The sequence below is a fragment of the Lentibacillus saliphilus genome (assembly GCF_019093865.1).
Taxonomy (GTDB): Bacteria; Bacillota; Bacilli; order Bacillales; family Amphibacillaceae; genus Lentibacillus_B; species Lentibacillus_B saliphilus.
Genome location: NZ_JABJXD010000006.1, coordinates 48,355 through 70,302 on the forward strand (window position 1 = coordinate 48,355; position 21,948 = coordinate 70,302).

14 protein-coding genes and 1 riboswitch are annotated in these 21,948 nt (G+C 38.5%); of the genes, 9 read left to right on the forward strand and 5 right to left on the reverse strand.

Annotation, left to right across the window (positions count from 1 at the left end; all coding sequences use genetic code 11):
- On the forward strand, positions 1-1,512 hold the full coding sequence (locus HPC67_RS10980) for an amidase (RefSeq protein ID WP_217587829.1): 1,512 nt from the start codon (positions 1-3) through the stop codon (positions 1,510-1,512).
- Between the two features lie 95 nt (positions 1,513-1,607).
- Here the strand turns inward: HPC67_RS10980 and HPC67_RS10985 are convergent, their stop codons facing one another.
- From HPC67_RS10985 to asnB, 3 genes are all read right to left on the reverse strand, one after another.
- On the reverse strand, positions 1,608-1,862 hold the full coding sequence (locus HPC67_RS10985; protein WP_217587830.1) for a hypothetical protein: 255 nt from the start codon (positions 1,860-1,862) through the stop codon (positions 1,608-1,610).
- A 65-nt stretch (positions 1,863-1,927) separates the two neighbouring features.
- Positions 1,928-2,674, reverse strand: a complete 747-nt coding sequence (locus HPC67_RS10990; RefSeq protein ID WP_217587832.1) for a C39 family peptidase — start codon at positions 2,672-2,674, stop codon at positions 1,928-1,930.
- Between the two features lie 14 nt (positions 2,675-2,688).
- Entirely contained in the window at positions 2,689-4,551 is a 1,863-nt protein-coding gene (asnB, locus tag HPC67_RS10995) for an asparagine synthase (glutamine-hydrolyzing) (RefSeq protein WP_217587836.1), read from the reverse strand.
- A gap of 509 nt (positions 4,552-5,060) precedes the next feature.
- On the opposite strand from asnB, the gene HPC67_RS11000 reads away from it, so the two are divergent.
- The 8 genes from HPC67_RS11000 (at position 5,061) to HPC67_RS11035 (ending at position 19,863) form a co-directional block, all read left to right on the forward strand.
- Complete coding sequence (locus HPC67_RS11000) at positions 5,061-6,020, forward strand: AAA family ATPase (protein WP_217587837.1); 960 nt, start codon at positions 5,061-5,063, stop codon at positions 6,018-6,020.
- A 2-nt stretch (positions 6,021-6,022) separates the two neighbouring features.
- A complete protein-coding gene (locus HPC67_RS11005; protein ID WP_217587838.1) occupies positions 6,023-7,288 on the forward strand; it encodes a DUF58 domain-containing protein in 1,266 nt (421 codons plus the stop codon).
- Positions 7,285-9,507, forward strand: a complete 2,223-nt coding sequence (locus HPC67_RS11010) for a DUF4129 domain-containing transglutaminase family protein (RefSeq protein WP_217587840.1) — start codon at positions 7,285-7,287, stop codon at positions 9,505-9,507. Before HPC67_RS11005 ends, HPC67_RS11010 begins: the two co-directional genes overlap by 4 nt.
- A gap of 30 nt (positions 9,508-9,537) precedes the next feature.
- Positions 9,538-9,639, forward strand: a riboswitch (purine riboswitch).
- Positions 9,640-9,751: 112 nt separating this feature from the next.
- Positions 9,752-11,287: a glutamine-hydrolyzing GMP synthase gene (guaA, locus tag HPC67_RS11015; protein ID WP_217587842.1), complete on the forward strand. Its 1,536-nt coding sequence runs from the start codon at positions 9,752-9,754 to the stop codon at positions 11,285-11,287.
- Between the two features lie 1,100 nt (positions 11,288-12,387).
- The gene (gene hsdR / locus HPC67_RS11020; RefSeq protein WP_217587844.1) at positions 12,388-15,594 is read left to right on the forward strand and encodes a type I restriction-modification system endonuclease; all 3,207 of its coding nucleotides are present in this window, start codon (positions 12,388-12,390) and stop codon (positions 15,592-15,594) included.
- Between the two features lie 114 nt (positions 15,595-15,708).
- On the forward strand, positions 15,709-17,139 hold the full coding sequence (locus HPC67_RS11025; RefSeq protein ID WP_217587846.1) for a class I SAM-dependent DNA methyltransferase: 1,431 nt from the start codon (positions 15,709-15,711) through the stop codon (positions 17,137-17,139).
- Positions 17,136-18,452 (forward strand): restriction endonuclease subunit S, encoded by a 1,317-nt coding sequence (locus tag HPC67_RS11030; protein WP_217587848.1) that lies wholly within the window; start codon positions 17,136-17,138, stop codon positions 18,450-18,452. Before HPC67_RS11025 ends, HPC67_RS11030 begins: the two co-directional genes overlap by 4 nt.
- A gap of 682 nt (positions 18,453-19,134) precedes the next feature.
- Positions 19,135-19,863 carry a hypothetical protein gene (locus HPC67_RS11035; RefSeq protein ID WP_217587849.1) on the forward strand — a complete coding sequence of 243 codons (729 nt, stop codon included), beginning with the start codon at positions 19,135-19,137 and terminating at the stop codon, positions 19,861-19,863.
- Between the two features lie 1,142 nt (positions 19,864-21,005).
- Here the strand turns inward: HPC67_RS11035 and HPC67_RS11040 are convergent.
- A complete protein-coding gene (locus HPC67_RS11040) occupies positions 21,006-21,359 on the reverse strand; it encodes a hypothetical protein (RefSeq protein WP_217587850.1) in 354 nt (117 codons plus the stop codon).
- The gene (locus HPC67_RS11045) at positions 21,360-21,533 is read right to left on the reverse strand and encodes a hypothetical protein (protein ID WP_217587851.1); all 174 of its coding nucleotides are present in this window, start codon (positions 21,531-21,533) and stop codon (positions 21,360-21,362) included.
- Positions 21,534-21,948 lie beyond the last annotated feature (415 nt).

The following is a 21,948-nucleotide window of genomic DNA, read 5'->3' on the forward strand; positions in this document are numbered from 1 at the left end:
ATGGATGTAACAACTTATAGGTCGTTGGATGCGACTGATCTTGCTGAAAGGATTCACAAAGGGGAGACGTCAGCTGAAGCAATTATCCAGTGTGCGTTTCAGCAGTTAGACAAGGTCAATTCAGAGCTGAATGCGGTTATACATAACCGAAAAGCGCGTGTGCTAAGTGAAGCATGCAATGTAAACAAACAGGATCAAAATCCTTTTTCAGGTGTACCGATGCTGTTGAAAAATATATCTCAAGCAATGCAAGGTGAGCCTTTAACATCTGGCTCTCGGTTAATGTCATCTTACGTTGCAGAAGGTCATTCGAATTTTGTAACGAAATTGCTGAACGCGGGCTTTCTCGTAATGGGGCATACAAATGTTCCAGAGTTTGCCTTGAAAAATATTACGGAATCAAAATTGCATGGGGCAGCGCGAAATCCGTGGAACATTGAGTATTCGCCAGGGGGCTCTAGTGGTGGTGCAGCGGCTGCGGTTGCTGCAGGAATTGTACCGATAGCTGGTGCGAGCGATGGTGGCGGATCCATTCGCATTCCGGCATCATTTACCGGGTTGTTCGGGTTAAAGCCTACGAGAGGGCGTACACCGGTTGGTCCAGGTGCTGGTCGTCAATGGCAGGGGGCATCTATTGATTTTGTATTAAGTAGAAGTGTCCGTGATAGTGGTGCGATGTTGGATGTGATGCAGGTCGTTGAGCCTGCCGCTGCTTTTCAGGTGCCCTTATATGAAGGCTCGTATGCGAATGATATGACAGAGTCGTTTGCGCGTCCGCTTAAGATTGCGTACACGACTGCGTCACCAGTTGGCACACCTGTGTCAGATGATGCTGTTCGCGCTGTTGAAAAAACGGTGAAATGGCTTGAAAGAGAAGGGCATATCGTTGAAGAACAGGACAACGGTGTTGACGGCATGCAGCTCATGCGTAATTATTTTTTGATGAATAGTGGTGAGGTTGCGACGGTCGTTGCCAGTATGGAAGAAAAGCTGGGACGCAAATTGACTGCTGATGATATGGAAATTGAGACGTGGATATTGAATGAAGCAGGAAAATCGGTATCGGCAGCAGCGTTTTCCGCAAGCTTGGCATCGTGGGATGAAGCGGCAGCACAAATGGCGCGTCTTCATGAAGACTACGATTTTTATTTAACGCCAACAACTGCATTCACGGCTCCGAGGGTCGGGGAACTCACTTTTTCGGAAGGGGAGCAGCAGCGTTTGCGGAATGAGGTTGCTCAGCTAGACGGCGCTGGGCAACAGCAGCTTATTTATGACATGTTTTTGCCAAGCTTGACGTATACGCCTTTTACCCAGCTGGCAAATTTAACTGGACAACCTGCAATGTCTTTACCGGTTTACGTCTCAGATAATGGGTTGCCGCTCGGAGTTCAATTCATGGCGCCAAAAGGTGCAGAGCATAGATTGCTTCAGCTCGCATATCAGGTTGAACAATCAGACATATGGATCGGTATAAAGCCATTACAACAAGTTGAGGAGAATGCTGTTTAAATAAAATGAGGCTCCTCGTATTGTATACTTAGGCATTGATTTTAAGTCTTCTAAGTGATTTTTTAACATAAATTCAGCTATAACGCCGTTACCTTTCATTGCAGGCGGACGCTACCGCGGTGCTCGCCGATTCTTTCCGGAATTCCGCCGATATGGACGCGGATCTCGCCGATACTTTCAGTAGTTTCGCCGATTTGGCTGTGGGAGTCGCCGCCTTCCGTTTCAGGTAACTGAGTATGTGCGTCCATTTCATAAATGAAATTTCCGGAGCGGTCGTATTGTTCTGATTTCCATTTGGTTAAACTCTTTTGTCCAGACCCTTTTAAATTCTCTGCTGTCGGTATGTTCATGCTTTGACTAAAAAACGTCTATTACAGACAATGGTGTCTGAATAGACGTTTTTAACGCTTTATCACTAAAGATCTTTCTTTTTTACAATAACGGCATGGCGGCCTAATTGGTCGTAGCTCTTAAAGAAGGCATTTTCATCGTAAATGACCTGACCTTCAAGCGGATTCATCACATGCACGCGACCATCTTCCCAGCCTGTTAATACGACGGCATGTAGATTTGTATATGATTCATGAAAATCATTCGTTTCGTTCATGTACCATCCGCCTTTTTTCATTGGTGGAGATAAATCAAGTGTCACCCATATCACAGAAGGAATCTCCTGCTTTACAAAAGACAGTAGTTCTTCTTTGGTGGCACCACTCTTATTGATGGCTGTAAGCATCTCATTTTCTTCTTCAATAATTGTATGAGCTGCTTCTACAATCGGTTCAGCAAACACGTACCACCCACCGACCTCCTGACGAGGATTACCCGCATAAGCCTTATGAGGATCAGGTCCATAACGACGGCCATCCTGATAGGTAAATTCAGTTTGATTTAAATAAGAATCTGCCATAGTTAACTTAGATACATCGATCCCATAATAATTTAACACCGCAGTTAATGATGTGATTTCACAGCCATTAGGTAACTCTGGGTTTTGCATAACAAGAGGAACCTTCATAACAATAGGCTTCCCTTCTTTAAGCGTATGGACATGACGAGCTGCTTCAGTCTTTTCGCTCGCTATGTATTCAACACTTACCACAATTAGTAGGATGAAAGAGAAATATAAAATGAGTTGAACGATGTTACGCTTTGAAGTCATTAACAATACGCCTCTTATGTTAGTTGATAAAGTTCATTCTCATATGAATATGATATATCTTTAAAATACGTTTTATACCAAACTAAAAACATAAATATGGTCCATACTTTTCTGCCGTGATTCTTCTTACCTTCGTAATGGTCGTTCAATAACTGCATAATTTCTTCTTGGTTGAAAAATTGTTTCGTATCGTCATCCATAAAATAAGCTTTAATTTTTTCATAATACTGTTCATCTCGAATCCAATTGCGGATTGGAACTGGGAATCCTATTTTTTTACGATTAGCGGATTCTTCCGGCAGTGCTCTGGCCGCAGCTAATCTTAGGGCGTATTTCGTATCTTTTTCATTGACGCGATAATGAGACGGAACTTCAGCTGCGACTTCCATAACTTTTTTATCTAAGAAAGGAACTCTGAGCTCGATTGAATGCGCCATACTCATCTTATCAGCTTTTAATAAAATGTCATCGACTAACCATAACTGAAGATCGAGGTATTGCATTTTCGTAACATCATCATAGTCCTTTGCTTTCTCGAAGTGAGGTCCGACCAAGTCTTTAACAGATGGCCCATCAAGATAGTCATCTCTTAAGATGCCTGAAGCCTCCTGTTCGGAAAAAATCTTAGCTTGGCCAATAAACCACTCATCTACTGGTAATCCACCTCTCATTAGGAAGTTTTTACCTTTAATGTTAGGCAGCTGCTTCGCGATCATGCCTAGCGGTTTACGAAAGAAGCTCGGTAGTTTTTTATACTTTCTTAACAAAGGGGATGTTTCATATTCTGCATAGCCCCCAAACAATTCATCTGCACCTTCTCCTGATAAGACGACCGTCACATCACGACTGGCTAATTCAGATAAGAAGTATAACGGAACAATGGATGGATTGGAGTGTGGCTCATCCATCATATATTGGATCTCTTCTAATTTGTCAAAGCACTCATCTGGATTGAGAACTTGATTAACATTTTCAATACCTAAGTGGTCTGATAACAGCTTCGCATTATCGATTTCAGAAAAATTCTGATCACTAAATCCAACTGTAAAGGTTTTATTCGGCTTCAGCACAGAGGCAACATAGCTTGAGTCTACGCCACTTGATAAGAAGGACCCAACCTTAACATCACTCATTTGGTGGGCATGGACGGACTCTCTAAATGTTTGATCAATGCCGTTGACAATATGCTCCAAAGAATCATCTGTTGGATTAAACTGTGGTGTCCAGTATCGATTAATCTCTATTTCACCATCTTGATACACCATATAGTGAGCAGCCGGTAACTTAAAAACCCCTTTAAAAAAGGTTTCGTTTAATACAGGATACTGAAAGGTTAGATATGGTTTTAAAGCGTCTTTGTTCAGTTCTTTCTTGAAGTGAGGGTGAGGTAAAAAGCTCTTAATTTCTGAACCAAACAAAAATGAGTCGTTCATTTGACTGTAATAAAATGGTTTAATCCCAAACATATCACGAGCGGCAAATAATTTTTTCTTAGACTTGTCCCAAATAACGAAAGCGAACATCCCGCGCAGCTTTTCGACGATCGCTTCACCAAATTCCTCATAACCATGTACAAGAACTTCGCTGTCGGTATGTGTTTGGAACGTATGTCCATTTTGTATTAAAGCTTCTCTTAACTCTTGGAAGTTGTATATTTCACCATTAAATATTAAAACAACAGATTGGTCTTCATTATAAATCGGTTGACTGCCATGCTCTAAATCAATAATGCTTAACCGTCTAAAACCGAGCGCAATGTCACCTTCAATAAATTGACCAGATGAATCTGGGCCGCGGTGAACAATTTTCTCGGTCATTTGTTCTAATATTTCATTTGGGTTTTCAGTTTTTCCGATAAATCCAGTGAACCCACACATCTATTCTCATCTCCCTCAATGACTTCATAAAGTACGTTTATATGTATCATTCGTTTTAGTCGAAAAATATCGACTAAAACAGTGGTTGAATTAATCAACTAATGTATGAGTTTAGTACTATAAGGAAGTGATTCAAAAGACCTTTATAAAAAACCCATCCAAGTTATGGTATAACAAAAAAGATGCTTTTGTCATGTCATAAATCCATAAATAGACAAAAATGTTAAATTAGAGGTGTTATTGCTGTTTTTTGTAGATAAATCCGAGTGATTTCTGGAAGTTTTGTGGTAGAGATATCTTTATTTTGCGAGTTTGTTAGATCGAGTTTTCTCTCTCTATGATGTTATATTTTTTCAAGCTAAGGAGATAATAGATCATATACTGTCCTTTTACTTCATCAAGTCTTTTTAGTATATTAATAGTATCAATGACAACATCATAAGCTATCGGCACATTCATACGGAAATAAGTCAGTCTTTTTTAAAAATAGAGAAAGAGGAGTCGATTAGATGGTTCAAGGAACACTTACATACAATCAAGAGGCTGCAAAAATTATCGATAATATTAATAAAGTTATGGTAGGGAAGGAAGAGATCGCAACTTTAAGTCTCGTTGCCTTGCTGGCGGAAGGACATGTGCTTTTAGAGGATGTACCTGGCGTGGGCAAGACGATGCTCGTTCGCACCCTGGCAAAATCACTGGATTGTGATTTTAGACGTATTCAATTCACGCCAGACTTATTGCCGTCAGATGTCACGGGTGTCTCTATATATAACCCGAAAGCAATGGAATTTGAATTTCGTGAAGGGCCGATTTTCGGGAATATCGTCCTTGCTGATGAAATTAATCGGACGTCGCCGAAGACGCAATCGGCATTGCTTGAAGGTATGGAAGAAAAAAGTGTGACGGCTGACGGTGTGACACTCCCCCTTAAACAACCTTTTTTCGTTATGGCCACACAAAATCCGATTGAATATGAAGGCACGTATCCTCTACCAGAGGCACAGCTAGACCGGTTTATTATTAAAATGAAAATGGGTTATCCTTCAATTAATGAAGAACTAGAAATGCTTGAACGGACATCAGAAGGCCATCCAATAGACACGATCTCAGCTGTTATGAATAAGGAAGAACTGACCTCATTGCAAAAACAGGTTAAAGCTGTATATGTTGATCAAACGGTCCAATCCTACATAATCAATCTTGCAGCAGCAACTCGAGTCCATCCGTCTATTTATCTTGGGGTAAGTCCTCGGGGATCAATGGCATTAATGAAAACTGCCAAAGCCTATGCATTCATCTGTGGACGTGATTATGTATTGCCAGATGATGTGAAATATTTGGCGCCATATGTGATGACCCATCGTGTCATTCCGACTACGGAGGCAACGTTTAATGGAGTGACAGCTGAACAGGTTGTCGCTGACGTGATTAAGCAGACGACGGTTCCGATACGAAAGGACTTTTAAGCATGAAGGGCATTTTAAAATTCCTTGGTCAGCTGCTTTTCGTTTTGGTGTTGTTTGCCATATTGTTCACGTATGCCATGTTCCAAGGTGGATTTGTCAGTTGGTTTTTGTTTTATGCGTTAATGCCCGTTTTGCTTTATTATGCGGGGTTACTCTTTACTCCAATTCATAAGTGGCGGATTGAACGGCAATTGAGTCAATCGACTTTGAATACAGGCGGGCGAATGACGATGACGGTTCGCATGCATCGCCGTTTTGCATTCCCTCTATATTACATGGTCGTTGAGGAGCAGGTTCCGGAAAGCTTAATCAAACGTGATTCACCTCAAATGCGGTATCAGATTTTTGATGGTGTCAACACGGCGAACACGCGTCCATCAGTCAAGCGAATGATCCATCCGTGGTTTAAAAAAGAGATTGAGTGTACGTTTAGCTTGCCTGAGATGCCAAGAGGTGCCCACGAGCTAACAACGATTCGCGTTACAACTGGAGATATCTTTGGCTTTATAAAAAAAGAGCACGTATTTTCCGTTTATGATGAAATCGTCGTTGAACCTGCTACGAGACGTGTAAGACTATTAGAGCAAAGAAAAAGCTTTGCTCAAGGGAATATGGTCGCGTCAGGAACGAGTCTCAAGCAGACGAACGTTGTGACGGGTGTTCGGGAATATATGCCAGGAGATAAATTTTCCTGGATTGATTGGAAGCAAACCGCGAGAAAAAATGACATTATGACGAAGGAATTTGAACAAGAACAAAGTACAGAAACAATGATCGTTATGGATGCATCTTGCCCTATTAACCTCAATCCTGCGGCATTTGAAGCAACTGTTGAAGTCGCTTTGTCGCTGATGAAGGTGCTGCGACATAGTGCTTTGCAGGTTGGATTTATGTCAATAGGTGAAGACGTCAGGCACTTTCCTTTTTATCATGACGCCGAAAAGGCAGATGCGATCGGTCAACATTTAACACGGGTTCAACCAACAGGTGAAGCGTCATTTGCCGATGTTCTGCGTCAGCAAATTGAGCGCAATTACACTGGACATGTAACAATTGTGATCACCTCTTATGTAGACGAGATGTTAGGCGATACACTAAGACGTATGAAACAGCGGGGGAAGCGGGTAACGCTTATCTATGTTCAAGCATCACGTCTCATCTATGAGACTGATCGTGTTCTGCTGAATCAATTGCAGCGTGAGGGCTTGATCGTGAATCAGCTCACGGAAAAAGAATTAATTAAGCCAATGATTGAGGTGCGTACATGAGCCGTTTAAAACAAACTGATGAGACACGTTTATACAGTTTTCTGTTATACGCTTGTGGACTTCTCTTGTTTTTAGAATGGATTTATCCAGTCAAGGAGATTGCGCCCCCTTTTAATCTGAATGTATTCATTTTATATACCATCTTCTGTTTCCTCATATCGTTTTTGCGTCTGAACTGGCTTCTGGCATTCGGATTAAAAGCTTTTGGTCTTGTACTGCTCGTTGACAGCTTATATTTAGAGGCGACACTCTTGTCAAGACCGTGGTTTTCTGAGGTCATGACAGAAATCTGGTATAACATTGATATGGTACAAGCTGCTCAGTGGATTGATTTAACAGCGATGTTCCGGACAACCTTGCTATTGTTGTTAATTTGGCTCATGAGCTATTTGCTTTATTATTGGTTTGTTACGGCCAATCGGATGCTGCTCTTTGTCGTACTGACAATTGTTTATATTGGTGTATTAGATACATTCACGACGTATGATGGCATGTTGTCAATCGTTCGAACGTTTGTGATTGCGTTTTTTGCGCTTGGCTTTTCAAACTTTTTAAAAGTCATTCAACGTGAAGCGATTGCCTTGCCGAAGCGCATGTATGCGTGGCAGGCACCGATCATTATTGCTGTTTTAGCGTCTACGACAATCGGTTATGCGCTACCTAAATTTGCACCACAGTGGCCCGACCCTGTCCCTTTTATACAAAGCTATGCAGACAATGCAGGGAGTGGTGGATCAGGCTCAGGCACTACGGTTCGTAAAATCGGCTACGGTGAAGATGATACGAGACTTGGTGGGTCCTTCGTACAGGATGAAAAGGTGATTTTTAAAGGCGCTTCAAAAGAAAGAGGCTATTGGCGGGTTGATTCTAAAGGCATTTATACAGGAAAAGGGTGGGAAAGCTTTTCCAACCTTGGATACGTTGACGCAGGGATGGGATCTGTTTCTCTCAATATGTTCAACAAGGCTAGGGTTGAAACGGAAGAACAGCCCGTCACTGTTTCATTTGCTCCAGGAAAAGGAATTGGTAAGCTGCCGTATCAATATGGTGCTAAAGTTTTCTCGTTTGAACCTGACGCCAATGCCACTATCTCATTTGTCCGGGAAACAGGTAGTGTGTATGCGACAAATAATGATGTAGCTGTGGACCGCCCGGAATACTTAATTGATATTGATCGTCCGTTTTTTAATGAGGATGAGTTGAGACGAGCACCTGAAGATGATCCAGCTGATATCGAGAGGCGATATACACAGCTTCCAGCTACTTTGCCAGAGCGTGTTTATACACTTGCTGAGGAATTAACGGCAAATGTAGACAATCGCTATGATAAAGCGAAAACAATTGAACAGTATTTCGGCCGTTCAGGCTATACGTATCAAATTAGCGATGTCCCAGTGCCAAAGGAAGATGAAGATTATGTTGATCAATTTTTGTTCGATTCAAAGGTCGGCTATTGTGACAACTACTCCACAACGATGGCTGTTATGCTTCGAACACTTGGTATCCCGACGCGCTGGGTGAAGGGCTTTACCCCAGGTGAAAAAGTGGATGACACTGAGCTGGATGGTCATAAGCTCAATATTTATGAGGTCAAAAGCTCTAATTCCCATTCATGGGTAGAAGTGTATTTTCCAGATTACGGATGGGTGCCGTTCGAACCGACGCAAGGCTTTTCCAATCCAACTGAATTTACAGATGATACTGCGCTTGGCGACGAACAAGATGACGAGCCGCTTGAGACACCAGAGCCAGATGAGCAGGATACACCTGAAATGGATATGCCAGATGAACAACAGCCTGAATTAGATGAGGGAGGCGCTGCTGCGGGATCTGACGATGAAGCGACGGGCACCTTTAACTGGTGGCTTCTCGGCGGTGTGATTGCCTTTTTGGTCGTGTTGAGCCTTATTGTATACAAGCTGCGTTGGCAGTGGCGAACCGTTTATTTCGGTGTCATGATGCAACGCAAGGCGTCATTACCTCTGTTTCAAAAGGCATACCACCATCTGCTTCATGTCTTAGATCATAAGGGCTTGACGAAAATGCCTGATCAGACATTGCGAGAATATGCAGCCCGAATTGATCAAAGGTTTGATACCCATTTAATGGGAGATTTTACAGCCTATTACGAGCATATGATATACAGTCGTGAAGAGCAGGAGGATACTCGACAATTGACGGAAAGCTGGAAATTATTGATGAAACGTATCCTATCTTGACTAAAACATGATTAGGTGGTTAAAATAGATATAATCTAATTAGACGTCGTTCGTATATCCTCGATAATATGGTTCGAAAGTTTCTACCGGGGCACCGTAAATGTCCTGACTATGAAGGCGGATAATCTTTGTTTGGTGCTACTATGCCAACCTGGATATCTGCCTTTCTGCTGTCATACAACCGATGTATGTGTGGGAAGGCGTCATCCAGGTTTTTATTTTTTAAACGATAAGGAGCGAGAAGATGGAACATAACGACATGATATTGGTGCTCGATTTTGGCAGCCAGTACAATCAGCTCATTACGAGACGTATTCGTGAGTTCGGTGTTTATAGCGAACTTCATTCACATAAGCTGACGATTGAAGAAATTAAAGCGATGCAGCCTAAGGGGATCATCCTTTCAGGTGGTCCGCATAGCGTGTACGATGAAAACAGCTTCCGATGTGACCCAGCTATTTTTGACCTCGACATTCCTGTTTTAGGTATTTGTTATGGCATGCAGCTCATGTCCATTCATTTTGATGGTAAGGTTGAACGGTCACGCCAGCGTGAATACGGAAAGGCTTTAATTAATGTTGACGGTAATCCTGCACTCTTTGCTGATCTACCAGCAGAACAAACGGTATGGATGAGTCATGGTGATAAAGTCGTTCAGGCACCAGAACATTTCCAGGTGAATGCAACGAGCCCATCAACACCAATTGCAGCAATTAGCCATGATACAAAACCATTGTACGGTGTTCAATTCCACCCAGAAGTGAGACATACTGAATACGGCAACGATTTATTAAAATCATTCGTCTTTAATGTGTGTGAATGCACAGGCGATTGGACGATTGCTAATTTTATTGATCAAGAAGTGGACAAGATTCGTGAACAAGTCGGCGATCGCAAAGTGCTATGCGCATTAAGCGGCGGGGTTGACTCGTCAGTTGTTGCGGCACTCATTCACAAAGCAATAGGCGACCAACTAACATGTATTTTCGTTGATCATGGACTGCTCCGCAAAAATGAAGCCGATGAGGTTATGGCGACATTTGCTGGTGACTACCAAATGAAAGTGATTAAAGTCGATGCGAAAGACCGTTTTCTGTCCAAGCTAAAAGGTGTCGACGATCCAGAACAAAAACGTAAAATCATCGGAAACGAATTTATTTATGTGTTCGACGATGAGGCTGAAAAATTAACCGATATGGATTTTCTCGCACAAGGTACATTGTACACTGACGTAATTGAAAGTGGCACAGACACCGCTCAAACGATTAAATCACACCATAATGTCGGCGGTTTGCCAGAGGATATGGCGTTTGAATTGATCGAGCCGTTGAATACATTATTCAAGGATGAGGTACGTGAGCTAGGTACACAGCTCGGCCTACCTGATACGATCGTTTGGCGTCAGCCGTTCCCAGGACCAGGCCTAGCCATTCGCGTTCTCGGTGAAGTCACAGAAGAAAAGCTTGAAATCGTACGTGAATCAGATGCGATCTTACGCGAAGAAATTGCCAAAGCAGGCCTCGACCGCGACATCTGGCAATATTTCACTGTCCTTCCTAATATTAAAAGTGTCGGCGTTATGGGCGATGCCCGGACGTATGACTATACAATTGGAATTAGAGCTGTAACGTCAATCGACGGCATGACATCTGACTGGGCCCGAATTCCATGGGATGTCCTAGAAAAAATATCAACCCGCATCGTCAATGATGTCGATCATATTAACCGCGTCGTGTATGACGTAACGAGCAAGCCACCTGCGACGATTGAGTGGGAATAAGCTATTGATTTTTGAATGATTTATATTGCTTGAAAAACAGTTATATCAGTGGTTTGAACGTTATCTGTCTAGATGAAATAGCCGTTAACCCACAACAATTATATTTCAAAATGAGACTCTCTTTTATTCACATTATTTGTGAAAAAAGGAGGGTCTTTTTTATGACTAACATTAAAGCACTGCTAGTGATTTTAAGGTGAATTAGCAAATTGAGAGAAGATAATCCCCCTATATCCTATCTCAAAAAGTATACTCCATTTATTCCAGAAAGCCGTGCACTATTGGTAAAGTCTTTCATATCAAGGAGTGCTTCCTAAACATACCGATTCATTTTTTTAGCCGGAATGAATAAATATCAGTATACTTCTGTTTGATAAAATGTCCTGAACTATTTTATATATTGATATAGAGAAAATTTTATGTGTTTAATGGATTCTGTAATCACGCGGTTGTCGAAAGAACAAAATTTAAAGCTCAATAAGCTAAAATGATATTGTTTCAGCAAAAGCACAAGAGTCACCTATGCTATCTGTAAACTCAAAAATTTACCAAGCGGAAATGGAGTGTTTTGATAAGTTAATTAATATATAATGGTGGGTAATATATTTTTTCATAAAAGAGGCATACTCTTTGAATTATTTGGTAGTTGAATTAAAAAAGCAAAATATGATATTCAAGGTGATATATCTAAGTTAAGAGAGGATTGGATGAGAAAACCCCTTAATTATAGGTATGGAGCATATATTAATATTTTGGATAAGAATAAATTTATAGCAATATTATTAGGGAGTGGCAGGAGTCAAGTAATAGATGAACTTGCAATTATATTAGTTTACAAATAATAAATGAAGAGTTGTTAAATGAATTGGATCATTACACAAGATGAATTGTTCGAAATAAAGAATCAGCTAAATCGTTTGATAATCTAATACTTAAGACTTATGGGAGAGGGTAGCTTATTTATTTATAATGTTAGAAGTGTGGAGAAACAATGCATCTTTTATGCATAAATAATTTAGGTGACCAAATCTATTCTCCAATTTTTGTATATTTATAGTACAATAGGCATATACAATCCTTTAAGGAAAACGGTGATATCAATGAGTAGCAACTTTTCATTTTTTTATGGGAAATGGGATGTACTTGCTAACTTGGGAGAGACAGCTGAGAAAAATGTATATCATGATCCACATACAACGATAATGAAACTGCGTTTATTTGCAGAGACAATAACAAAATTTATTCTTGCTTCTGAGAACATTAAAGAGGCATATGGTACAACACAAGTAGACCGTATTAATATATTACGCCGTGAAGGCTTACTTGAGCCAGAATTAATTGATATATTTGATACCCTTCGTCGCAAAGGTAATGTAGCAATGCACGAAGCGGGGTATGGAAAAACAGAAGATGCTAAAATTCTAGTGCATTTAACCTTTCGTTTATCTATCTGGTTTATGGAGGTGTATGGTGATTGGGACTTTCAAGCACCAGATTATGTAGAACCACAAGAGGAACCAGAGATAGATACGGTAAAACTTCAGCAGGAATACGAAGAAAAGGTTAAAAGGCTTGAAGATGAATTAGATGCAATTCGCCAGCAAGCGGAAGTAGAACAAGCAGATGTGAAAAATGGACGTAAAAAGTTATCGAAAAATTTTATGCGACGTCATCAATTAACTGAAGCTGAAACACGCACCATTATCGATGGAAAACTGCGTGCTGTTGGTTGGGAGGCAGAAACCACCGTTCTAAACCATCATAAGAATGGCACCCTTCCAGAGAAAAAACGAAACATGGCGATTGCTGAATGGAAGGTTAAGGGCGGAAGAGTTGATTATGCACTTTTTATTGGTCTTGAACTTGTTGGCTTTATTGAAGCAAAGGCGAAGAAGAAAACAATACCTAGTGCATTAGAAAGCCAAACAAAGGTGTATGCAAAAAATGCAATTCAAATTGAGGATGAAGTCGTTACACCGACAACAGGTGAATACAAGGTGCCATTTTTATATGCTACAAATGGTAGAGCATATTTACGGCAACTTCAAGAGGAATCAGGCATTTGGTTTTGGGATTCCCGTAAACCATTCGAATATGCTCGTCCACTAGAAGGGTGGCACTCTCCTGCCGATTTACAGCTTCTTCTTAGTCAAGATGATTCAGATGCTAATAAGCGGCTAGAGGAAGAGGATATTACAAAGTTTGGTCTAAGACACTATCAACAAAAGGCTGTACTTGCTGCTGAAGAAGGGCTAAAAGAAGGGCTTAGAAGAATGCTCCTTGCGATGGCGACAGGAACCGGAAAAACTCGTACTGCCATTGCTCTCATGTATCGACTCATTAAAACGAAAAAGTGCCGTCGTATCCTTTTTTTAGTTGACCGTAATTCATTAGGGAAACAGACAGAGGATGCACTTAAGGATACAAAAATAGAGGGCTATTCATTTGCTGATATATACGATGTGAAATCTTTAGAGGATATGTCCCCAGAAGTTGAAACAAAGGTACATATTGCGACAGTCCAGGGAATGGTAAGGAGACTTTTCTATAGCGATAATGAAAAGCTTCCAAGTGTAGGACAATATGATTTTATCATTGTAGATGAAGCGCATCGTGGCTATACAAGTGATAAAGAAATGACGGACGAAGAATTGGAGTTCCGTGATCAAAATGATTATATCAGTCAATATCGACGTGTTATCGATTATTTTGATGCGGCATGTTTAGGACTTACAGCAACACCTGCTCTTCATACAACGGAAATTTTTGGAATGCCTATTTTAAAATATTCATATAGTGAAGCGGTTTTAGATGGCTATTTAGTTGACCACGAGCCACCTTATCTTTTTAAGACAGAACTTGCACAAGTCGGCATTACATTTGAAAAAGATGAAGAAGTAGAAGTGTATGATGTAGATAAAGGCGAGATTCAACTAGAAAAAGTGGAAGATACTGTGCATTTTGAAGTGGAGCAGTTTAATAAAAGGGTTATTACTGAACCATTTAATCGAGCGATTCTAAATAAGCTTGTTGAATATATAGACGCGACAGGAAAAGAGAAGACGCTTATTTTTGCTGCGACTGACCAACATGCTGATTTGATAGTTCGATTATTAAAGGAAGCATTTAAAGAGCGTGGCGACGAGATTGAAGATGATGCCATTATGAAAATTACTGGTTATATCTATAAACCGTTAGATGCGATTAAACGATTTAAAAACGAACGACTGCCAAATGTCGTTGTTACAGTTGATTTACTCACAACAGGTATAGATGTGCCCCCAATTACAAACATCGTATTTTTACGGCGTATACAGTCTCGTATTCTGTATGACCAAATGTTAGGACGTGCGACTCGTCTTTGCCCAGAGATTGGGAAAACACATTTTAATATTTACGATGCAGTGGGGATATATGATAGATTACAAAGTTATACAGAGATGAAGCCTGTTGTAAAGAAACAAAATTACAGTATTGGTGAACTATATGAATCACTTGCCAATGCTACCACAGAAGATGAGGCTTCATTTTATCGTGAGCAATTAGTAGCGAAAATTCAGCGTCGTAAACAAAGACTGGATGAAGAAGGAAAACAAAAATTTGAAGAACTATCGAATGGAAAAAATTTCGATGAGTGGGCGAAGGAAATTCAGTCGTATACCCCACAAGAAGCAAAACAACATAACATGCTGTTTGAATACATGGGAACATATCGAGTAACAGGAGAGAAACGATACATCTCCAATAAAGATGATGAAGTAACAGATGTGGTGCGAGGATATGGAGAGGGAAACAAGCGCCCAGAAGATTATTTAGATGGATTTGTACGTTTTATCCAAGAAAATATCAATGAAATACCCGCTCTTCATCTTATTTGTACACGACCTAAAGACTTAACACGGCAGGATTTGCGTGAGCTCATTACCATTTTAGAAACGAAAGGCTTCAAACAATCTCATTTGCAAACGGCTTGGAAACAAACAAAAAATGAGGACATTGCAGCAGATATTATTAGCTTCATTCGTCAAGCAGCATTAGGTGAAACACTTGTTGACCATGAAACACGTATTAAGCGGGCAATGCAAAAAGTGTATTCGCTGCATGATTGGACTCCGAGGCAGACGAAATGGTTAGAGAGAATCGAAAAACAATTACTCCAAGTACCAGTTCTTGCACCAACCGCTGAAGAAGCATTCTCCGAGGGACAATTTAAAACTTCTGGTGGATACAAAATGTTGAAGCGTGAGTTCGGTGACTATATTGATACAGTTGTTACCACTATAAATGAGAACCTTTATATTAGTTAATATTATGCCTCTTTATGGAGGCATTTTTTGAGTTATAATAGGTAGGTTGCATTAATTAATTGGGACAAAAAGACCTAAATTAAAATATACCTAGATTCAACAGGAGGTTAAGAAATGAACAACCAAGAAATCGTACAAAAGTTATGGAATTTATGTAATGTGTTACGTGACGACGGAATTACCTATCAGCAATATGTAACGGAATTAACCTATTTATTATTTTTAAAGATGATGAAGGAACAGGAAACAGAAGGTGTAATTCCAGAGGATTATCGATGGGATGCGTTATTAGATAAAGAAGGTGTACAGCTAAAGACATTCTATCAGCGGTTGTTACTAGATTTAGGAAGCAGCGCAAATGAACAACTACGGCTAATTTACAGTGATGCTACTACAAGTATTGCGGAGCCAAAAAACTTGGAGAAGATTATTAAATCAATTGATGCTCTTGATTGGTACAATGCAAAAGAAGAAGGACTTGGAAACCTTTATGAGGGACTATTAGAAAAGAATGCAAGTGAAAAGAAATCGGGAGCGGGACAATACTTCACTCCTCGTGTACTGATTGATGTGATGGTTCAGCTTATCGATCCGAAAGTTGGGGAACGATGCAATGACCCAGCGTGTGGAACTTATGGTTTCATGATTTCAGCTGACCAATATTTAAAGAATAAAACAGATGACTATTATGACCTTGCCCCTCAACAAACTGAATTCCAAATGAAAGAAGCCTTTACTGGAATGGAGCTTGTAAAAGATACGCATCGTCTTGCATTAATGAACGCTTTGCTTCACAACATGGAAGGACGGTTAGAACAAGGAGATTCTTTATCAGGGAATGGAAAATGGATGAAGAACTTCGATGTTATCTTAACTAATCCGCCATTCGGAACAAAAAGAGGCGGGGAACGTGTATCCCGTGATGATTTAACGTTTGAAACCTCAAATAAGCAGTTGAATTTCTTACAGTTAATTTATAACGCATTAAAAGATGATGGAAATGCAAGAGCAGCAGTTGTCTTACCCGATAACGTATTATTTGAGAGCGGAATTGGTTCGCAAATTCGCCGTGATTTGATGAATAAATGTAACTTACACACGATCTTACGCTTGCCAACGGGTATATTCTATGCTCAGGGTGTTAAAACAAATGTATTATTTTTCACAAGAGAAAAAACAGACCAAGATAATACCAAGGATGTTTGGGTGTATGACCTTCGCACAAATATGTCTTCATTTGGGAAACGTAATCAGCTAACAATGGCTCATTTTGAAAACTTTATGAAAGCCTATGTAGCAGAAGACCGCTCAAAAGTGGAAGACGAACGTTGGAATAAATTCACACGAGAAGATATTGCTAAAAAGGATGATAGTTTAGATATCGGATTGATTGCAGATGAATCATTGTCCTCATATGAAAACTTACCTGACCCAATTGAATCGGCGGAAGAAGCGATAGGAAAACTTCGGCAAGCGATGGGGTTATTAGGTGAAGTAGTTGATGAATTACGTGCTGTTGAAGATGATGAGGTGGTCAAACAGTGAGTAAGAAAAAGAAGACCATTGAGGAATTGTTAGAAGAGGCTATAGTTCCCGAGGAAGAGCAGACATATGAAGTGCCAGAAAATTGGATATGGAGTAGACTTGGAGATTTGGTGAAAGTACAAACTGGGAAAAAAGATGCTAATCATGGCACAGAAGATGGTAGATATCCATTTTTCACTTGTGCCTCTAAACCTATAAAAAGTGAAACCTATTCCTTTGAAGGTGAATCCATCTTATTACCTGGAAATGGTGCAAATGTGGGTTTAACGTTATTTTACGAAGGGAAATTCGAAGCATATCAAAGAACCTACGTTCTAAACGGATTTCAAGGATACATGAAATATCTTTATTATCAATTGCTGTTTGGGTGGAAAAATTATAACGCCAATAAACAATATGGTTCAGCAACAAATTATATTAAACTTGGTAACATAACTCAATACGTGATACCATTACCCCCTTTAAACGAACAAAAACGGATTGCTGAAAAGGTTGAGCGGCTTTTAAGTAAAATTGATGAAGCAAAGCAGTTGATTGAGGAAGCGAAGGAAACTTTTGAACTTCGTCGAGCAGCTATTTTGGATAAGGCGTTTCGTGGAGAGTTGACTAGGAAATGGAGAGAAGATAACGGTATTGATTTTAATTGGGTAGACACTAGATTTGAGAATTTAATAGAAACAGGCCCTCAAAATGGATTATACAAGCCTCAAAGTGCATATGGTAAAGGAACAATGATTGTAAGGATTGATAATTTTTATAATGGTAAGGTTAATAGCTGGGAAACATTAAAAAGATTACAATTAGATGAAAGAGAAAAAGAGTTATATGCACTTAAAAACGATAATATTATTATAAATAGGGTTAATAGTATTGAATATTTAGGGAAATCAGCTTTGATTAAAAATTTAGATGATTCATGTGTGTTTGAGAGTAATGTTATGAGATTAAGTTTAAATGAGAAGGTAAATCCAGATTATTTGATACTATTTCTTAATTCACAAATGGGGTTACAGGAACTGAGAAAGAATGCAAAACATGCGGTCAATCAAGCTAGCATTAACCAGCAAGATGTAAAGAATGTTCTAATTCCCTTACCAAAAATTGAAGAACAACTTGAGATTATACGTTTGCTTAACAATTTAATGTCGAATAAAGATAAGGCTAGTAAGTATTTAGAAATGAATAATGTAATTGATAGTTTAAAGCAGACTATCCTCTCAAAAGCCTTTCGAGGTGAACTTGGAACAAATGATCAAAGTGAAGAAAGTGCGATTGAATTACTAAAAAAAGTGTTGGAAGAACAAGTAAAATAGTTCAAGAGGGCATCCAAATTGGTTGGATGTCTTTTTAGTTGTCTCGTGCATAATGTTGTTTGCTTGTAGTATATGGTACTGGACCATATACATTCACAAATTGGTATTTGGTAAATTCTCGGCACGACTCAATAATTGCTATGACTTAGCACGGTAAAATGATTAAGCGAAATGTAATTAGCTAGCGAAGTTCGATAACGGTTACCGCATAGTGACTGTATATCGGATAGAGGACTGTTGAGAGGAAAATATTGCCGCTCTTATCATGTTGATATAGATAAGGATGTAAATTTGAAGTAAAAAATTTAATTATTTACAAAATTTTAACAAAGTATTAGAATCTAAATTTAGAATACGCTAATATAAATTCATCAGTAAAGTATAGAAGAAACAATGAACATAGCACATATATTAGTTACTAATCAGCATTATATTATACATTAATAATCATGTTCCATTTCAGAATTATAAAGAAGATAGGTGGAATTTTTAAAGTCTTTCTAGTAAAATAAACGGCAACTCTATTGGTGTTGTTGGTAAAATGTGGTATTATATAATTAGGATGATGGTGTAATGGAAACACACTTTTATAGAGTCTAGTTGGGTTCGATTCCCAACCATCAAAGGGTATATTAAGGTAATGTACCTTTTGATGATTGGGAATATCTTGGAGGGAATAATTTTGTATAAACAACATGTACAGAATCTTGCAAGTATTGATGGTGCAATTAAATTAGTTCAACTAGATTTAAGAAGATACGTTTCAACGCAGCAAGAAAACAATGAATATATTTATACAAAAATATTATCCTATTTAGTAACTTGTTGGACAGAAGTAAGAGTTTTAAAGCTAGCATATGAGCCAAATGGCTTTACAGAAGTAGAAATCGCACAGATTATTTCCGCCTCTACATTAAAAGATAAATGGTTAAAGGCTTTAAATATTTCCGTTTGCAAAGCCTATCAACTGAATTTTACTGATGATATAGAAGAAATCAAAAACAAATTGGATTATACCCCGAGAATGAGGTATACAGAACTTGTAAAACTAATTGAAAAAGATTTAATGTTATCAATAGAAATAAGAAATAGAATAGCTCATGGACAATGGGTCTATGCATTCACTAACACTTTGGAGAATATTTCTTCTGATTTGACAGGTGAATTAAGAACAGAGAATATCGTAAAACTTCAACTAAGAATTAAGCTGTTTATAAGTATATCTATAATTATTCATGACCTTGCTGTTTCACCACCTACTTTCGAACAAAATTTTGATAAAAATTTTAAAAAGGTGGAGCAACAAGTAAAGAACCTACATAAAAGAAGTTACGAAGATTATAAGGATAGAATGATACAAAAATACAGAAGGGGTATACAGAAAAGGCGAAATTTGTTAAATGGTTTATAATAAGCATATTTCTTACCTCATTAACTTTATATTTTTCAAAAATATGCTGCCTATAGATTTTGGATAGCTTCTTTTCTTTGTATATTGTAAGTAGATAAGTTGTGGTTTTAAAAGGATTGTGATACGTGTATTGTGGGGCGAAGAATGAGGGTTAGATAGTATCATATGAAACCTGTTATAACCTGTCAAAAGTAAAAATAGTTATTTCGGAATATCCCATTTAAATTTACTACTTAGGGATAACAGAGTTGTACTGTTGTAGTCTGGCTCTTTACTTGTGATAATAATTCGGTTGTCTTTGTGGCAACTGAAAATATAATCGCAATAGCTGATAGTATCAATTTTATTTTTAAGTGGTAAATCGAGTAGGGCGCAAAGGGAAGTGTCAAATTCATTCATTTCATCGCTAAAAATATCGCCCTGTTTATATGCTCTAATGATAAATTATTCAAATGTGACTATGTAACCAAGGATAGCAGAATTGTAAACTATCTTTTCTTTTATTATTTTGTTGTTATCGTATTTTTTGACTATTTCGGTTTGAAAGAGGTTATTTGATTTGAGGAAGAAAAGTAGTATTTTTTCGACGATTTTAGTCAATTGTTTTTGTTTGTTTATATATCATTGCCACACTTTAAAAATTTGATATACCATAGGTATAAACCATAGTACAGATAAGTTAGAGTGAAGAAAATTAAGGGTAAGGGTACTAGTTCTCTCCCCCCAGGTTGCACTTAGTGTAGCGGTGATACAGAAATATAATCTAAAATGATCTTTTTTTGTTTAACAGGATACTATTTTAAATTGGTTGCGATTCTTCATTCTGCATCAGTAATAAATGATACATTATCCGCTTTAGCAGTGACACTTGCACCTTGAGTTTTGGAGAAGTAAGAGCCCACCTCTAAATTAGTGAATTGGATAATTGTACGAATTGGGATTACTTCTCCTTTCTCAAGGTGTTTTGTTTAGGACTTTCACACCTAACTTTTCCATTTTGTGAGCAGGGAGAACAACTGAATAGCGGTAACCTTCTAATTTGCCAGTTCTCTCACCGTCCTTATACTCGTAACTTGGTGAAATATCCACAAGAAGCATTGTTTCCCCCGAAGATTTTGGGTCAATTCGTAGATCAGTTATTCTTATTGGCGTGTTAATTCTCCTTTCTGTTCAATAACCAGTGACATTATTCCAGCAAAAGTTTTTAAAATAACAGGGGCGTAAGTACCTCTAAACTTTCTTGGGTGTGGATTTTCATAATAGTCGGTTGATAAAAATTCATTATGATTTATTTGCTTGCGTACCAACTGATATTCTTCACTACTTTTTGGAATTTTATTTTCGAGGTACTTCATAATTTCTTCTTTGTCTTCAATTGAGATATTCGTAGCTTCATCAAATCCCTTTCTGAATTTAAATGAATCAAAACCACCTTTGAAGGTTACAACATTTAGAGCAGAGTTAAAGGCATAATCTAATTGTTTAACTGTCAACATTTAATTTCCCTCCTTATTGTTTTCTGAACCGCGATCTACTCGTTCTTTAATACAACGAGTAATGTATGCTGTGGGGGTAGTTCTGTCTTCTAGCATTAGTTTCTTGAATTCTGTGTATAGGTTGTCGTCGATATTAAAACTTACTTGGCGTCTTTTTTTTTCTTTTTGTTCCATAGCTGAAACCTCCTAAGCATTTCGAATATAAATCTACATATCTACATATCTACATATCTACATTACTATATGGAGTGAAAGTTTTCAAGTCTCTATACAAACTTAAAGCACATCAAATCAACTCTAATTATTTTCAAATGTTATTGAGTGGGAGTAATTCACTAAGAGCATTTGAAGTGAAAACGTTGATTTGACTGCATTTCAATGGTACGTACAATGAATAGGTTCTCCGCAAAAATTCCGCAAGAGAAAACGGATATAAATGAGGGATATTGTGTAAAAGTAATATCTCTTTTTTGTTTTCTTTTACCATGATACATTTTTCTCTTTCAGACAAGCTAATCGAATTATTCTTATTTAACGTTGATTTAACGTTAGTCTTATATGATGAAAAAACGGTATTGTCATAAGAAAA

Coding starts and splice junctions, on each gene's coding strand:
- HPC67_RS10980 (WP_217587829.1), top strand. CDS start 1: ATGGATGTAACAACTTATAGGTCGTTGGATGCGACTGATCTTGCTGAA.
- asnB (WP_217587836.1), bottom strand. CDS start 4,551: ATGTGTGGGTTCACTGGATTTATCGGAAAAACTGAAAACCCAAATGAA.
- HPC67_RS11010 (WP_217587840.1), top strand. CDS start 7,285: ATGAGCCGTTTAAAACAAACTGATGAGACACGTTTATACAGTTTTCTG.
- HPC67_RS11040 (WP_217587850.1), bottom strand. CDS start 21,359: ATGTTGACAGTTAAACAATTAGATTATGCCTTTAACTCTGCTCTAAAT.
- HPC67_RS11005 (WP_217587838.1), top strand. CDS start 6,023: ATGAAGGGCATTTTAAAATTCCTTGGTCAGCTGCTTTTCGTTTTGGTG.
- HPC67_RS10985 (WP_217587830.1), bottom strand. CDS start 1,862: ATGAACATACCGACAGCAGAGAATTTAAAAGGGTCTGGACAAAAGAGT.
- HPC67_RS11045 (WP_217587851.1), bottom strand. CDS start 21,533: ATGGAACAAAAAGAAAAAAAAAGACGCCAAGTAAGTTTTAATATCGAC.
- guaA (WP_217587842.1), top strand. CDS start 9,752: ATGGAACATAACGACATGATATTGGTGCTCGATTTTGGCAGCCAGTAC.
- hsdR (WP_217587844.1), top strand. CDS start 12,388: ATGAGTAGCAACTTTTCATTTTTTTATGGGAAATGGGATGTACTTGCT.
- HPC67_RS11000 (WP_217587837.1), top strand. CDS start 5,061: ATGGTTCAAGGAACACTTACATACAATCAAGAGGCTGCAAAAATTATC.
- HPC67_RS11025 (WP_217587846.1), top strand. CDS start 15,709: ATGAACAACCAAGAAATCGTACAAAAGTTATGGAATTTATGTAATGTG.
- HPC67_RS10990 (WP_217587832.1), bottom strand. CDS start 2,674: ATGACTTCAAAGCGTAACATCGTTCAACTCATTTTATATTTCTCTTTC.